15 protein-coding genes and 1 pseudogene are annotated in these 14,640 nt (G+C 66.7%); 10 read left to right on the top strand and 6 right to left on the bottom strand.

The window, feature by feature from the left end:
• Positions 1-78 precede the first annotated feature (78 nt).
• Genes cysK through tcdA form a run of 3 tightly spaced genes read right to left on the bottom strand, consistent with a single transcriptional unit; the run spans position 79 to position 2,559 of the window.
• Positions 79-1,011 carry a cysteine synthase A gene (gene cysK, locus LE190_RS13050; protein WP_225239107.1) on the bottom strand — a complete coding sequence of 311 codons (933 nt, stop codon included), beginning with the start codon at positions 1,009-1,011 and terminating at the stop codon, positions 79-81.
• Between the two features lie 60 nt (positions 1,012-1,071).
• Positions 1,072-1,629, bottom strand: coding sequence for an FKBP-type peptidyl-prolyl cis-trans isomerase (locus LE190_RS13045; protein ID WP_225239106.1), 558 nt, complete (start codon positions 1,627-1,629; stop codon positions 1,072-1,074).
• Between the two features lie 36 nt (positions 1,630-1,665).
• Positions 1,666-2,559: a tRNA cyclic N6-threonylcarbamoyladenosine(37) synthase TcdA gene (gene tcdA / locus LE190_RS13040; protein ID WP_225239105.1), complete on the bottom strand. Its 894-nt coding sequence runs from the start codon at positions 2,557-2,559 to the stop codon at positions 1,666-1,668.
• An 87-nt stretch (positions 2,560-2,646) separates the two neighbouring features.
• Here tcdA and pdxH point away from each other — a divergent pair, with 87 nt between their 5' ends.
• Both pdxH and LE190_RS13030 read left to right on the top strand, forming a co-directional pair.
• Positions 2,647-3,849: a pyridoxamine 5'-phosphate oxidase gene (gene pdxH, locus LE190_RS13035; protein WP_225239104.1), complete on the top strand. Its 1,203-nt coding sequence runs from the start codon at positions 2,647-2,649 to the stop codon at positions 3,847-3,849.
• Positions 3,850-3,910: 61 nt separating this feature from the next.
• Entirely contained in the window at positions 3,911-5,116 is a 1,206-nt protein-coding gene (locus LE190_RS13030) for a class I SAM-dependent methyltransferase (protein WP_225239103.1), read from the top strand.
• A gap of 21 nt (positions 5,117-5,137) precedes the next feature.
• On the opposite strand, the gene msrA is transcribed toward LE190_RS13030, so the two are convergent.
• Entirely contained in the window at positions 5,138-5,677 is a 540-nt protein-coding gene (gene msrA / locus LE190_RS13025) for a peptide-methionine (S)-S-oxide reductase MsrA (protein WP_225239102.1), read from the bottom strand.
• 117 nt (positions 5,678-5,794) lie between these two features.
• Here msrA and LE190_RS13020 point away from each other — a divergent pair, with 117 nt between their 5' ends.
• The 5 genes and pseudogenes from LE190_RS13020 (at position 5,795) to LE190_RS13005 (ending at position 10,780) form a co-directional block, all read left to right on the top strand.
• Entirely contained in the window at positions 5,795-6,298 is a 504-nt protein-coding gene (locus LE190_RS13020) for a flavin reductase family protein (protein ID WP_225239101.1), read from the top strand.
• A gap of 171 nt (positions 6,299-6,469) precedes the next feature.
• On the top strand, positions 6,470-7,663 hold the full coding sequence (locus tag LE190_RS13015) for an acyl-CoA dehydrogenase (protein WP_225239100.1): 1,194 nt from the start codon (positions 6,470-6,472) through the stop codon (positions 7,661-7,663).
• Positions 7,664-7,712: 49 nt separating this feature from the next.
• Positions 7,713-8,033 (top strand): annotated as a pseudogene (locus LE190_RS22150) (nucleotidyltransferase domain-containing protein); the annotation flags it as partial.
• Positions 8,034-8,109: 76 nt separating this feature from the next.
• Positions 8,110-8,502: a nucleotidyltransferase domain-containing protein gene (locus LE190_RS22145; protein ID WP_439847488.1), complete on the top strand. Its 393-nt coding sequence runs from the start codon at positions 8,110-8,112 to the stop codon at positions 8,500-8,502.
• A 118-nt stretch (positions 8,503-8,620) separates the two neighbouring features.
• Positions 8,621-10,780, top strand: coding sequence for a putative bifunctional diguanylate cyclase/phosphodiesterase (locus tag LE190_RS13005; RefSeq protein WP_225239099.1), 2,160 nt, complete (start codon positions 8,621-8,623; stop codon positions 10,778-10,780).
• Here LE190_RS13005 and LE190_RS13000 read toward each other — a convergent pair.
• Complete coding sequence (locus LE190_RS13000) at positions 10,777-11,703, bottom strand: cupin-like domain-containing protein (protein ID WP_225239098.1); 927 nt, start codon at positions 11,701-11,703, stop codon at positions 10,777-10,779. The two genes, LE190_RS13005 and LE190_RS13000, sit on opposite strands and share 4 nt — an antisense overlap.
• A 110-nt stretch (positions 11,704-11,813) precedes the next feature.
• Here LE190_RS13000 and LE190_RS12995 point away from each other — a divergent pair, with 110 nt between their 5' ends.
• The 3 genes from LE190_RS12995 to LE190_RS12985 all read left to right on the top strand — a co-directional run bounded on the left by LE190_RS12995 (position 11,814) and on the right by LE190_RS12985 (position 13,812).
• A complete protein-coding gene (locus LE190_RS12995; protein WP_225239097.1) occupies positions 11,814-12,227 on the top strand; it encodes a BlaI/MecI/CopY family transcriptional regulator in 414 nt (137 codons plus the stop codon).
• Positions 12,228-12,342: 115 nt separating this feature from the next.
• Positions 12,343-13,125 (top strand): YdcF family protein, encoded by a 783-nt coding sequence (locus LE190_RS12990; protein WP_225239096.1) that lies wholly within the window; start codon positions 12,343-12,345, stop codon positions 13,123-13,125.
• A gap of 264 nt (positions 13,126-13,389) precedes the next feature.
• Positions 13,390-13,812: a hypothetical protein gene (locus LE190_RS12985; RefSeq protein WP_225239095.1), complete on the top strand. Its 423-nt coding sequence runs from the start codon at positions 13,390-13,392 to the stop codon at positions 13,810-13,812.
• Between the two features lie 143 nt (positions 13,813-13,955).
• On the opposite strand, the gene LE190_RS12980 is transcribed toward LE190_RS12985, so the two are convergent.
• On the bottom strand, positions 13,956-14,639 hold the full coding sequence (locus tag LE190_RS12980) for an OmpW/AlkL family protein (protein WP_225239094.1): 684 nt from the start codon (positions 14,637-14,639) through the stop codon (positions 13,956-13,958).
• Between the last annotated feature and the right edge of the window lies 1 nt (position 14,640).

Raw genomic sequence — 14,640 nt, 5'->3', positions numbered from 1 at the left:
GCCGCGCTTGGTCGCCACCCGTGAGAGCATAGGAGCATCGGTGGCGCCAATATTGATTACTGGCAATTTCTTACAGGTTTAGCCGCCGAGCTTGGCGTACAGGGCCGTGCTGAGGTAGCGCTCGCCGAACGAAGGAATGATGGTCACGATCATCCTGCCGGCGTTCTCCGGCCGCTGCGCCACCTGCACCGCCGCCCACAGGGCGGCGCCGGACGATATCCCGACCAGCAGTCCTTCCTCGCGGGCCGCCGCGCGCGCGGTCTCGAAGGCATCCTCGTTCTTGACGGCGATGACTTCGTCGTAGATGCCGGTGTTGAGTACCGCCGGCACGAAGCCGGCCCCGATGCCCTGGATCGGATGCGGTCCCTTGCTTCCCTTGGAGAGCATGGGCGAGGCTTCCGGTTCCACCGCGATGGCCTGGAAGCCCGGCTTGCGCGCCTTGATGACTTCGCTCACGCCGGTGATGGTGCCGCCGGTGCCGACCCCGGCCACCAGGATGTCGACCCGGCCCTCGGTATCGCGCCAGATTTCCTCGGCGGTGGTGTTGCGGTGGACTTCCGGGTTGGCCGGATTGTTGAACTGCTGCGGCATGAAGCAGCGCGGATCGGCTGCCACCAGCTCCTCGGCACGACGGATCGCGCCCAGCATGCCTTCGCTGCCCGGCGTGAGCACGAGTTCCGCGCCGTAGGCGCGCAGCAGCATGCGCCGCTCGTTGCTCATGGTGTCGGGCATCACCAGCTTGCAGCGGTAGCCGCGCGCGGCGCACACCATCGCCAGCGCGATGCCGGTATTGCCGCTGGTAGGTTCGACGATGACGGTATCGGGCTGGATCAGCCCGGCCCGCTCGGCGGCCTCGATCATGGCCAGGCCGATGCGGTCCTTGACACTGTGCGCCGGATTGTGGAATTCGAGCTTGCCGAGGATCTCGGCGCCGGCACCCCGGCCCAGCCTGCGGATCCGCACGAGCGGTGTGTTGCCGATGAGTTCAGTCACGTCGTTGGCGATACGCATGCCGGGCTCCCGAGTGATGCTGGATTGGACTTACCTGACCTTACTTGACCTTACTTGACCTTACTTAACGTTGACCAGTTCCACGTCGAAGATCAGGTCGGCGTCGGGCGGGATCATGCCGCCGGCGCCACGCGGGCCGTAGCCGAGCGCGCTCGGGATGACCAGGGTGCGCTTGCCGCCCACCTTCATGCCCGCCACGCCCTGCTCCCAGCCCTTGATGACACGGCCGGCGCCCAGCTGGAACTCGAGCGGTTCGCCGCGGTCGAGCGAGGAATCGAATTTCTTGCCGCGCTGCTTCGGCGCGAGCGGCTTGTGCAACCAGCCGGTGTAGTGCACGAACACGGTATTGCCGGGCGTGGCTTCGCGGCCCTTGCCGACCACGCGGTCGATGATCTCGACCTGGGGCGCGGGCGCGACCTGCACGCCGGGCGCGGCCTGGGGAGCGGCCTGCGGCTGGGTGGCCTGGGGCACGTTCTGCTGCTCGGGCGCGGGCTGGCTGGTGGGCTTGGATGCGTCCTGCTGCTGGGCGGCGCTGTCCTGCGCGGTGGCGCTGGCCAGCGCGCAGGACAGCGGTGCTGCGGCCAGCACCAGGGCGGCGAATGCGGTACGACGGATCATGTGGTTTCTTCCATCAAGGTGATCAAATAACTGATCCTATGATAGCAAGGCCGCTTCCGCTTGCACAGTTTGCAGATGAGCAACAGGCTCGGCCGCTACCGTCCTGGCCTCGGCGTCGGCCGCATCGGCCAGCTTGCGCAGCAGGTGGCCGGCCGCGACCATGCCGAAGGTGGCGGTGACCACCATGCTCGAGCCGAAGCCCGCGCAGTTCAGGCCCGTGACGCTGGCCGGCTCCACGGCGCAGGCGTCGCCCGCATCCGGATAGCGCAGCGGTTCCATCGAGAACACGGCGTCGATGTGGTACTTGTTTTTCTCGCCCTTGGCGAAGCCGTACTGGGCGCGCAGGATCTTGCGCACCTTTTTCAGCAGCGGCTCCTGTTCGGTACGGGCCAGGTCGCGCACCTCGATCTTCGTCGGATCGGTCTGGCCGCCGGCGCCGCCGATCACCACCAGCGGCAGCTTGCTGGCGCTGCAATAAGCGATCAGCGCCGCCTTCGACTTGACGCCGTCGATGGCATCGACCACATAGTCGAAACCTTTACCGGCGATCATGCTCTCGAGATTCTCCGGGTCGATGAAATCCTCGACCAGGTTGACGCGGCAGAACGGGTTGATCAGCGCGATGCGCTCCTTCAGCGCGGCGATCTTCGGCATGCCGATGGTCGAGCTGAGCGCCTGCAGCTGGCGGTTGATGTTCGATTCGGCCACGTTGTCGAGGTCGATCAGGGTGAGCTGGCCGACGGCGCTGCGCGCCAGGGCCTCGACGATCCAGGAGCCGACGCCGCCGACGCCGATGACGCAAACGTGCGCCGCACGGAAGCGTTCGAGCGCACGCTCGCCGTAGAGGCGCGCGATCCCGCCGAAGCGGCGCGCGAAGTCGACTTCGTCGTCCAGGGTGCTGGCAAAGGATGGGGTATCGTTCAGGTTCATTCCGCCATTTTAGCGGACGATCGTTTCGCAACTGCACTAAAATAGCTTCTCGTCAATCAAATTCCGCTCGCGTGTCCACAAACGCCAATGACTTCACTTCTTCCCGACCCCGCCCCCGATTTCGGCCAGCCGATCGCCGTCCTCAAGCATTGCCACGGACGCATCCGCAAGCAACTGGCCACGCTCGACAAGCTGCTTGCCCACCTGCCGGAATTCGGCGCCGACGAGCAGGCACGCCAGGCGGCGGCCGCGGTCCTGAAGTATTTCGAGCAAGCGGCCCACCTGCACCACGAGGACGAGGAACAGGACCTGATCCCCATGCTGCGCGCCCTGGCCCAGGGCGAGGACGCGGCCACGCTGCAGGCGCTGGCGCCGGTGATCCTGCAGGATCACAAGGACATGGACGCGCTGTGGCAGGACCTGCACGAACAGCTGACGGCGATTGCCGAGGGCACGGCGGCGACGCTGTCGGCCAGCGCCGTGCAGCGCTTCATCCAGCGCTATGCGGCGCACATGGAGCGCGAGGAAAGCACGCTGGCGCCGATGGCCCTGCGCCTGTTCGGCCCGGAACAGATGGCACAGATGGGCGCGGCCATGCAGCGCCGGCGCGGGATCGGCGCCACCACCGCCACCGTGGCTGCGCCCGCGATCGGTCAGGCCGTGGCCGACCTGCGCAAGGACTACGGCCAGGCCAGCCTGAACGAGACCGATGCGATGGACGACCCGATGCTCCAGTTCACGCAATGGTTCGAGCAGGCCCTGAAGGCCGAGGTGAACGAACCGAATGCGATGTCGGTGGCCACCGTGGGCGCCAATGGCCGCCCCAGCTCGCGCATCGTGCTGGTCAAGCAGTTCGACGAGCGCGGCTTCACCTGGTACACCAACTACGACAGCCGCAAGGGCCATGAGCTGGACGACAGGCCGTATGCCGCCCTGTTGTTTTTCTGGAGCGAACTTGAACGGCAAGTTCGCATCGAAGGACGTGTGGAGCGCACGTCGAGCGAGGAAAGCGACCGCTATTTCCGCAGCCGGCCGCTCAAGAGCCGGCTGTCGGCCATCGCCTCGCAGCAAAGCGCTCCGATCGGCAGCCGCGCCGAACTGGAACAGCATTACGAGGACGTCGCGCGGCAGGCCGGAGAAGATCCAGCGCGGCCGGACAACTGGGGCGGCTTCCGTCTCGTGCCCGACCGCCTGGAGTTCTGGCAGGGGCGCCGCTCCCGCTTCCACGACCGCATCGTCTACGAGCGGCAGGAAGACGGCAGCTGGACGCGCCTGCGCCTGCAACCCTGACGCCGGCGCCGCATAGCCCACCAGGCGCGCGGCAAGCCGGCCCTTGACGCCGGAGGTGAACGTGTTCGAGCAGATGCTGCTGTCGGCCTGGAGCGCAGGATTGCGCGGGATGCCATCCCTGCCCTTGCGGGTGGAGCTGTGGGATGGCCGCAAGCTGGAATTCTCGGCGGAGCCGCCGCGGGTCACCATCCGCGTCCCGGGGCGCTCGGCCCTGCGCTACCTACGCTCTCCTTCCTTGTACAACCTGGGGCGCGCCTACGTCGAAGGCGACATCGACATCAAGGGCCGGGCCGCCGACATCATCAGCATTGGCAACACCCTGGCGGCGAGCCTGGACAAGGGCTCCAGCCGCCTGGGGGAGATGCTGCGCCGCGCCACCCCGCACACGCGCGAGAGCGACGCGGAGGCGATCCGCTACCACTACGACGTCTCCAACGACTTCTATGCCGCCTGGCTCGACCCGGGCATGGTGTATTCCTGCGCCTACTTCGAGGACGGCACCGAGGACCTGGCCACGGCCCAGCAGAAGAAGATCGACCACATCCTGCGCAAGATCGACCTGCGGCCAGGCCAGACCCTGCTCGACATCGGTTGCGGCTGGGGCGCGCTGGTGCTGCGCGCGGCCCGGCACTTCGGCGCGCGCTGCGTCGGCATCACCCTGTCGGAAAACCAGGCCGCGCTGGCGCGCGAACGGGTCGCGCGCGCCGGCCTGCAGGAGCAGATCGAGATCCGCCTGCAGGACTACCGCGACCTCGAAGGGCAGTTCGAGCGCATTACCAGCGTCGGCATGTTCGAGCACGTCGGCGTGCAGCATCTGCCTGAGTATTTTTCACGCGTTAACCGGCTGCTGGCACCGGGCGGCATCGTGATGAACCACGGCATCACGACCACCAACGTGGACAACCGCGCTACGCCCTACGGCGGCGGCGAGTTCATCGACCGCTACGTGTTCCCGCACGGCGAGCTGGCCCACCTGTCCACCGTGGTGCGCGCCATGCAGGAAGGGGGGCTGGAAGTGCGCGACGTGGAAAACCTGCGCCGCCATTACGCCAGGACCTGTGCGATCTGGACCGAGAATTTCGAAAGCCAGGCCGCGCACATCCGCACGCTCACCGACGAGAAGCGCTTCCGCATCTGGCACGTGTACCTGGCCGGCTGCGCCTATGCGTTCGCACACGGGCGGATCAGCCTGTACCAGATCGTGTGCGGGAAGGCCGACGAAGACGTGGAGCAGCTGCCGTGGTCGCGCAGCTACATGTACCCGTGAGACGCGCGCTTGCGCAACACGCTACTTCAGGCGCTCGCTGAAGGTCTTGCGGAACTTGGCCACCTTGGGCGCCACCACGAAGGCGCAGTAGCCCTGCAGGGGATGCTGCGCGAAATAATTCTGGTGGTAGTCCTCGGCCTTGTACCAGGTTTCCTGCGGCAGCAGCTGGGTAACGATGGGCGCGTCCCATACCGAGGCCATCTCGGCGATCACCTTGCGCGCGGTCTCTTCCTGCTCCGGCGAGGTGGTGAAGATGACCGAGCGGTACTGCGGACCGACGTCGTTGCCCTGGCGATCGAGCGTGGTCGGGTCGTGGATGGTGAAGAAGACCTCGAGGATGTCGCGGTAGCTGATCACGGCCGGATCGAACTCCACCCGCACCACTTCGGCGTGGCCGGTGGTGCCGGAACACACCTGTTCATAGCTTGGATCGGCCACGTGTCCACCCATGTAGCCCGATTCGACCCGCGTCACGCCGCGCGCCTCCAGGTAGACCGCCTCCAGGCACCAGAAACACCCGCCACCCAGGATCGCGATCTCGGTTGCTGATTGCTCGCTCATCGCACACCTTGCTATCGTCAGTTTTGATAGTTCTTAATGTAACGCAAAGCAGGCTTTCATGCAGGCGCGCAGGAGCGAAACCGGTCAAGGCCCCGACAATGGCATAATGGCGGTCCAATGAATACACGTGCTCCCCGCGCCACGACGCGCGGTTTCGATTCGGCGCATTTCCGCCACGCGCTGTCGCAGTTCGCCACCGGTGTCACCGTCATCACCACGCGCCTTGCCGACGGTTCCTTTCGCGGGCTGACCGCCAGCTCCTTCAACTCGGTCTCGCTCGAGCCTCCGCTCGTCCTGTGGAGCCTGGGCGCCGGGGCCAACAGCCTGCCCATCTTCAGCGGCAATTCCCACTATGTGATCAATGTGCTGGGCGCCGGCCAGGAAGAGCTCGCGCTGCGCTTCTCGCGCCGCAACGACAATCCCTTCGAAGGCGTCGACTACGCACTGTCGCGCACCGGCCAGCCGATCCTGAAAGGCGTTGCGGCCTGGTTCGAATGCCACAACCGCAGCCGCTATCCGGAGGGCGACCACGTCATCTTCGTGGGCGAGGTCGAGCAGTGCGCGGTGCATCCGCAACCGGCGCTGCTGTTCCATGGCGGACGGTTCGGCCAGACCGGATAAGCCTGCGCGGGCTAGGACTTGCCGCCTGCCGTTATCCGGCCAAAAATGAAAATGCCTGTCGCAGATTCAAAAGATGCCGCGCCGCCGCATTCCTATAATGGTCAGGCTATGGCGTCGCCCAGGGACGGGTGCGCGCCTCTTGTGAGAAAAACCATCGAGACAGGAAGATCCATGAGCCATTCCGCTTCGCCCCGTAAAGCCGCCTTCCACTGGGACGACCCGCTGCTGCTGGACCAGCAGCTCACCGACGAAGAACGCATGGTGCGCGACGCCGCCGCCAGCTACTGCCAGGACAAGCTCAAGCCGCGCATCCTCGAAGCCTTCCGCCACGAGCGCATGGACACGTCGATCTTCCGCGAGATGGGCGAACTCGGCCTGCTCGGCCCGACCATTCCGGAACAGTACGGCGGCCCGGGCCTGAACTACGTCGCCTATGGCCTGATCGCGCGCGAAGTCGAGCGCGTCGATTCCGGCTACCGCTCGATGATGAGCGTGCAGTCCTCGCTGGTGATGGTGCCGATCCATGAATTCGGCAATGAAGAGACCAAGCAGAAATACCTGCCGAAACTGGCCACCGGCGAATGGATCGGCTGCTTCGGCCTGACCGAGCCGAACCACGGTTCCGACCCGGGCTCGATGGTCACCCGCGCGCGCAAGGTCGAGGGCGGCTATTCGCTCACCGGCAGCAAGATGTGGATCACCAATTCGCCGGTCGCCGACGTGTTCGTGGTCTGGGCCAAGGACGACGAAGGCGCGATCCGCGGCTTCGTGCTGGAAAAGGGCTGGAAGGGCCTGTCCGCCCCGGCGATCCACGGCAAGTTCGGCCTGCGCGCCTCGGTCACCGGCGAGATCGTCATGGACGAGGTGTTCTGCCCGGAAGAGAATGCCTTCCCGGACGTGCGCGGCCTGAAGGGTCCGTTCACCTGCCTGAACTCGGCGCGCTACGGCATCGCCTGGGGCGCGCTGGGCGCGGCCGAGGATTGCTGGCACACCGCGCGCCAGTACGTGCTGGACCGCAAGCAGTTCGGCAAGCCGCTCGCGGCCAACCAGCTGGTGCAGAAGAAGCTGGCCGACATGCAGACCGAGATCACCCTCGGCCTGCAGGGCTGCCTGCGCCTGGGCCGGATGAAGGACGAAGGCACGGCCGCGGTCGAGATCACCTCGATCATGAAGCGCAATTCCTGCGGCAAGTCGCTGGACATCGCCCGTACCGCACGCGACATGCTGGGCGGTAACGGTATTTCGGACGAGTTCGGCATCGTGCGCCACATGGTCAACCTCGAGGTGGTCAACACCTACGAAGGCACGCACGACATCCACGCGCTGATCCTGGGCCGTGCCCAGACCGGCATCGCGGCGTTCTGATGCGGTGCCCGTACCGGTCGCGGTACGGGCTTCCTGCCTGGAGAGCGACATGATCGCGGCCGACAAGCAGGACGAGATCCGGCGCCGCCTGCGCCGGGCCGAGTCCGGGCATCAGGTCAAGGTCTTGCTCGCGGTGGAGTCCGGCAGCCGCGCGTGGGGCTTTGCTTCGCCCGACAGCGACTACGATGCGCGCTTCATCTACGTGAACCGGCCCGAATGGTATCTTTCGGTCGGCCTCGAAGAGCAGCGCGATGTGATCGAATACCCGATCGTCGACGAGATGGATATCAATGGCTGGGACCTGCGCAAGGCGCTGCGCCTGTTCCGGCGTTCCAATCCCGGCTTCGTCGAATGGCTGCAGTCGCCGCTGGTGTACGAGACAAGCGGCAGCTTCGCCGCCCGCGCGCGCGCTCTGCTCCCCACCCATCTATTCGGTCGAACGCGGCGTGCACCACTATCGCAGCATGGCGAAGACCAATTTCCGGGGCTACCTGCAACAGGAACGAGTTCCTCTCAAGAAATATTTCTACGTCCTGCGGCCCTTGCTCGCGGTACGCTGGCTGCTGGAATACCGCACCCCCGCCCCGATCGCGTTCGGACAACTGCTGCCCCTGGTCGAGCAGGACACCGGACTGCGCGCCGCCATCGACACGCTGCTTGCCGCCAAACGCGTGTCACCGGAGCTGGGCCTGGCGCCCCAGGTACCGGCCATCCAGCGCTTCATCGTGACCGAGCTGGCGCGGCTGGAGACACTGCAGCTCCAACCTGCAGCGCAGGCGGATGCCGAACCGCTGCTGTCGGATTTGTTCCGCGATCTGCTACGGGAAACCTGGAGCTGAGGCCGGTGTTTCCGCCCATATCACAATCTTTTCAGATTTCAATCGAGCGACGTCAATACACATCGTTTTTGCGTTACGATAAGTGATAACTTCGCACGAAGGTCTTCGGTTCCATACCATGTCGAGAGGTCCGCTGAGCGTTCCGGACGGAACGCACCCGTATGACAGCACGTACGCGCATGTCGCCGACGCGCATGTCGCCGACGCGCATGTCGCCGACGCGCAGACGCTGTCGCTCGAACTGCTGCTCCAGAACCTGCCTGGCGCCGCCTACCGCTGCCGCAATGACGACCAGTGGGTACTGGAATTCGTCAGCGCCGGCATCGAGCGCCTTACCGGCTATCCCGCCTCCGCGTTCATGGCGCAGCATGGCATTCCTTTCGCCGACCTGATCCTGCCGGAAGACCGGGCTGGGGTCCGGCGCCGCATCGCCCAGGCGCTTGCCAGGGGGAAATCCTTCCAGATGACCTATCGCATCCGCTGCGCCGACGGCAGCCTGAAATGGGTCTTCGAACAGGGCGCCGCGCTGCCGCAGGCCAAGGGCCGGATCCTGGAAGGCTTCCTGTTCGACTATACCCCCCTGCACGACGCCACCCTGCTGGTGCGCGAACAGGCTTCCTACCTGCAGCAGGCACGCGACGCCATCATCGCGATCGAGATGGATTCCCGCATCAGCTACTGGAACAATGGTGCCGAACGCTTGTACGGCTGGAGCGCGGCCGAGGTGCGCGGCAAGAAGTTTTCCGACCTCCTGTGCGGCGATCCGCCAGCCTACCAGGCCGCCTGGGAAAGCACGCTGGCCAATGGCGAGTGGAGCGGCGAACTGTCGCACCTGCGCCGCGACGGTGTCTGCGTCGAGACCGACACCCGCTGGACCCTGCTGGCCGCCGACCGCGAAACGGGCATGCCGCGCAAGATCCTCGTGATCGGCACCGACATCAGCGAGCGCAAGCACAACGAAGCCAAGATCTACCGCCTCGCCTTCTTCGATGCCCTCACCGACCTGCCGAACCGCGCCAGCCTGCTCGACCACCTGCGCCGCGCCCTGCTGGGCAGCGCGCGCAGCCGCAAGTGCGGCGCCCTGATGTTCTGCGACCTCGACAACTTCAAGTACCTGAACGACTCGCAGGGCCATGCCGCCGGCGACATGCTGCTGCAGGCGGTGGCGCGCCGCCTCGAGCACTGCGTGCGCGAAGCGGACATGGTGGCGCGCCTGGGCGGCGACGAATTCGTGATCCTGATCCAGCCGGTAGAGGACACGCGCGAAGGCGCGGCGGCCCAGGCCGAGACGGTGGCCGCCAAGGTGGTGGCGGCAATGGCCGCGCCCTTCCAGCTGGCCGAGGTGATGTACACGGTCTCGGTCAGCGTCGGCGTGACCACGCTGTGCGGCACGGTGGATACGGTCGAATCGACGCTGCGCCAGGCGGACGCCGCCATGTACCAGGCCAAGGCCTGCGGACGCAACACCTACCGCTTCCACGATCCTGCGGTGCAGGCCGCGTGGACCGCGCGCGCCGAGCTGGAAGGGGCGATGCGGCGCGCGCTGCGTCACGGCGAATTCGTCCTGCATTACCAGCCGCAGCTGGACCGCAGCAGCCGCGTGATCGGCGCCGAAGCGCTGCTGCGCTGGCGCCTGCCGGACGGGCGCCTGCTGTATCCGGCGGAATTCATCGGGGCTGCCGAAGAGAGCGGCCTGATCATCGAGATCGGGCGCTGGGTGCTGCGCACCGCCTGCGCCGAACTGGCGCACTGGCAGCGCCATCCCGACATGGCCGGGCTGACGCTGTCGGTCAATGTCAGCGCCAACCAGTTCACGGAAGCGGATTTCGTGCCGATGCTGCAGGGGATCTTCGAAGAGACCGGCGTGCAGCCGGCCAGCCTGAAGCTCGAGCTGACCGAAAGCCTGGTGGTGAGCGACTTCACCCAGACCGCGCGCACCATGGCCCTGCTCAAGCAGCGCGGCATCAGCTTCTCGCTGGACGACTTCGGCACCGGCTATTCGTCGCTGGCCTACCTGCGCAAGCTACCGCTGGACCAGCTCAAGATCGACCAGTCCTTCATGCGCGACGTGCTCACCGACCAGAACGACGCCTCGATCGTGCGCTCGATCATCGCCCTGGGCGACAGCCTTGGCCTGCAGGTGATCGCGGAAGGGGTCGAGACGCCGGGCCAGCGCCAGTTCCTGTCGGACGCCGGCTGCTTCATCTACCAGGGATTCCTGTACCAGCACGCGCTCAGCGCCGAGCACTTCACGCAGTACGCGCGCAGCGCGCACTAGGCCCGGCGCAGCCTGGCAGCCTGCTCCGGCGCCAGCGCCAGCGGCATGCCGCGCGCCCAGCGGTTGGACGACAGCGAAAACGCCAGCGCGCGCACCTGGTGGAACCAGCCGGCCGGCACGTACAGCATGTCGCCCGGTTCGACGACGCAAGATACCGTGGACGCCTGGCGCGCCAGCGGATAGGCGTCGAAATCGGGCGCTTCGGGGTCGAAGGGAGAACCGAACAGCACCGGGTTGGCTTCGCGCGCATACAGGCAGGCGTCGTGGTGCGGCGGCGCCAGGAAGATGCGCTTGCGGCCCCAGACCTGGGCGAAGATGTTGTCGTCGAAGTCGCAGTGCAGCGGCGTCATCGTGCCGACCGGCCCCAGCCAGAAGCGGGGCGGCCCCATCTTGCGGAAGTAGGCGGGCCAGTGGCACAGGCGGTTCAGCTCGCGCAGCTCCATGTTGCCGACGTAGGGCGGCGGGTCGCCGGCGCCGTGGATGCGGCCGGGTTCCAGGTCCAGGTAGTCGCGCAGCAGCATGTCGCGCATCGGGCGGTCGGCCCGGAACGGCTGGCGGATGTAGTCGCCGACCCGGGCGCGCACCGGCAGGTCGCCGTGGCGCTCGCGCAGCGCCTCCGGACCGAGGCCATACAGCGGCCAGCGCTCGACCAGGCCGCGCATGATGAAGGGCTGGCCGAGCGCGGCGCGCGCGGCGAAATCCCGCGCATCCAGCCGCTTCAGGCGAGCAATCCCGCGCAGCGGCGGCAGGCTGCGGGCCTGCGCCTTGACCGCCTCGCGCATCGCCGCGATCGAGACCACCCCGCGCACCGCCGCGTCGCGCTCTTCCTGCGCCAGCTTCCTGGCCGCCTGCTCTTCCAGCGTCGCCGCCGGCACCGGCAAGGGCGGAAGACCGCCCTTCGATTCCCTGACCTTGCCCTGCATACTGTCCAGCACTCCATACGATAAGCGCGCACAGGGTAGCGCGCGGCGCGTGAAAAGTCGAATCGGGCGGCGCTTGACGCTGCCACCGCCGCTTGCCATCATGCCCGCCGATGACAACCGCACATGGGCTGCCGATGCCGGACGAGCAAGAAATCAGTATCAGCGACGCCGAGTCGCAGGTGATGGAAGTGCTGTGGCGCGCGCCCGCCGCGGTGCTGGCCGAGCAGGTCGTGGTCGCACTGTACGAAACCCGTCACTGGCAGAGCGCCACGGTCAGGACCCTGCTCGACCGCCTGCACAGGAAAGGCGCCATCGCCGTGCTGCAGGACGGGCGGCACTGCCTGTACCGCCCCGTCCTGGCGCGCGAGACCTGGCTCACGGCGGAAAGCGACAGGCTGGTGCAGCGCCTGTTCGGTGGACGCATCGCGCCGCTGGTGGCGCATTTCGGGCGCCGCGGCAAGCTGTCACCGGCCGACCTGCGCGAACTGCGGAGGCTGCTCGAGGAGTTCGACCGCGGACCGTGAATCCCGACACAGCGCGGCGCCCTCAGAGTTGATGCAAATCATACAAAGCAAATATGGCCTAGAATCACCTGTTGCCAATTAGCGACTTACCAACAACCAACCCAGGAATCCACCCGTGCTCGACCTGCTTAACGCCATCCCGCGCAGCCTGATCCTCCCGCCCGCCAGCCTGTTCCTGCTGATCCTGGCGGGACTGGCGCTGTGGCGGCGCCGGCCGCGCACCGGACGCATCCTGGCCGGCACCGGCGTGGTCCTGCTGGCCCTGTTGTCGATGACGGCGGTGGCGGACCTGTTCCTGACGCCGCTGGAGCGCATGACGGCGCCCTTGCTGGCGCCGGAGCGCGCCGGCGCCGGGGCGATCGTGGTGCTGGCCGCCGGGCGCCTGCGCGATGCGCCGGAATACGGCGGACGCGACATTCCCGACTACATCGCCCTGGCGCGCCTGCGCTATGCGGCCCATTTGCAGCGCCGCACCGGCTTGCCGATCCTGGTGAGCGGCGGCAGCGCCGGCACGCCGGCGCCCGCCGACCGGCCGTATACGCTGGCCGATGCGATGGCGAGCGCGCTGCGCGAGGATTTCGGCGTGCCGGTCAGGTGGACCGAAGCGCGTTCGCGCGATACCGCCGAGAACGCGGCCTACAGCGCCGCCCTGCTACGGGCGGACGGGGTGCGGCGGGTCCTGCTGGTGACCGATGCCATGCACATGGCGCGTTCGCGCGCCGCCTTCGAGCGCGCCGGGCTCGAGGTGGTCGATGCACCGACCATGTTCTTCAGCGGACAGGCGCGCAGCCTGCATGCCTGGGTGCCCAGCGCAGAGGGACTGCGGCGCTCCTGGTACGCGCTCTACGAACTGATCGGCATCCTGTGGTACCAGGCCCGCAAGGGCGGCCAGGCCTGAGTGCATGCGCGATCGCTGGCATGGAAAAAGACGATCCAGAACGCGGCGCCAGTGGCGAAAAATGAATCATTTCAAGGCGCCCTGTATTTACGAGAACTGAGATTGTTTCGTGATGCCGGGGGCTAATCCCTTGTATCGGGCAGAGACCGCTCTAGACTGAAGCATCCGCCTGCTGCGCGCAGCGCGGCATCCCAACGGTCGACACCGCGCCGCCGGCGCGACGCCTGTTCCGAAGGCCTATTGTCGCTTCGTGAAGGAGCCATCATGCGTCCTCTTGTCTTCCTGATCCCCGCCTCGCTGCTGCTCGCCGCCGGAGCCGGTGCCCAGAACCTGCCCTATCCGCCAGCCGATACCGCCCCCATCGCCTCCTCCGTGCAGGTGACGGCACCCTCCTTTTCCGCACCGATCAAGCCCCAGCAAGCGCGCAAGATTTCCGGCGCGTATGACATGTCGAACGGCTGGTACATGCGTGTATGGATCGCCCGCCGCTTCATCGAGACGGTCATCGACGACCAGCCACCGCTGCGCCTGGTCCAGGTAGCGCCCTACCGCTTCGTCTCAGGCGACGGCAACGTGACCATGCAGTTCAACCTCGGCGAAACCGGCGACGACATGCAGATGAGCTACGCGCCGGATGGGCGCTTTGCCGAACGCATCGTGATCTCGTCGCGCCTGGCGCAGCGCTGAGCGCGCAATGCCAGCTTGCATCCCGTGTCAGCGCCACGCGCGCTGCGCGGGACCCGATCCTGCATCTCGCCGCGCAGGCCAGGAGACAGGCGCCCAAGAAAAAGGCCCGCACACGGCGGGCCTTCCGACAGGGCGAGGCCCGCTTAGAACTTGTAGCCGACTGCCAGCACCACGGCCACCGGATCCAGCTTCATGTGCTGGGTCTGGCCGGTCGAGAACTGCACGTCGGTGCGCAACTTGCTCTTGTTGACGGTGACGTCGGCGAACCACTTCTCGTTGAAGTTCATCGCCAGGCCGATCTGGCCGGTGTAGGTGAACTTGTTGTCGATGCTGAAGGTGGTCGGCACGCCGCTGCCCGGATTGGTGATGGCCGTCATCTTGGCCGAGCCGCGTTCCTTCATGAAGTAGGCGTAGGTGGCGCCGATGCCCACGAAGGGACGGAACAGCGCGTTCGGCGCGCCGAAGCGGTACTGCACGAACAGGGTCGGCGGCAGGGCCTGGACGGTACCCAGCTCGCCGGTGCCGGCAATCGCGCCGGCACCGTAGATCTTGTGCTTGTACGGCGTGCCGAGCGCGGCCTCGAGCGAGATGTTGTCGGTCAGGCCGTAGGCGAAGATCAGCACCGGCTGGGTGTCCTTGCCGACGTCGGCCTTGGAACCCGGCAGGGCCGGCGCGCTGATGTCGCCGCTCTCGACCTTCGGGGTCAGCTGGTTGGCGCCGATCTTGGCGGTGAGCTGGCCGGCCGACTGGGCCGATGCGGTCGAAGCGCAGGCCAGCGCGGCGGCGACGCCCAGCACCTTGCACAGGCTATTGAAACGAACTTTCATG

The organism is Massilia hydrophila (genome assembly GCF_020208145.1).
Lineage (GTDB): Bacteria > Pseudomonadota > Gammaproteobacteria > Burkholderiales > Burkholderiaceae_D > Telluria > Telluria hydrophila.
The sequence above is the reverse complement of the archived record's forward strand: the minus strand, read 5'-3'. Positions and strand labels throughout refer to the sequence as shown.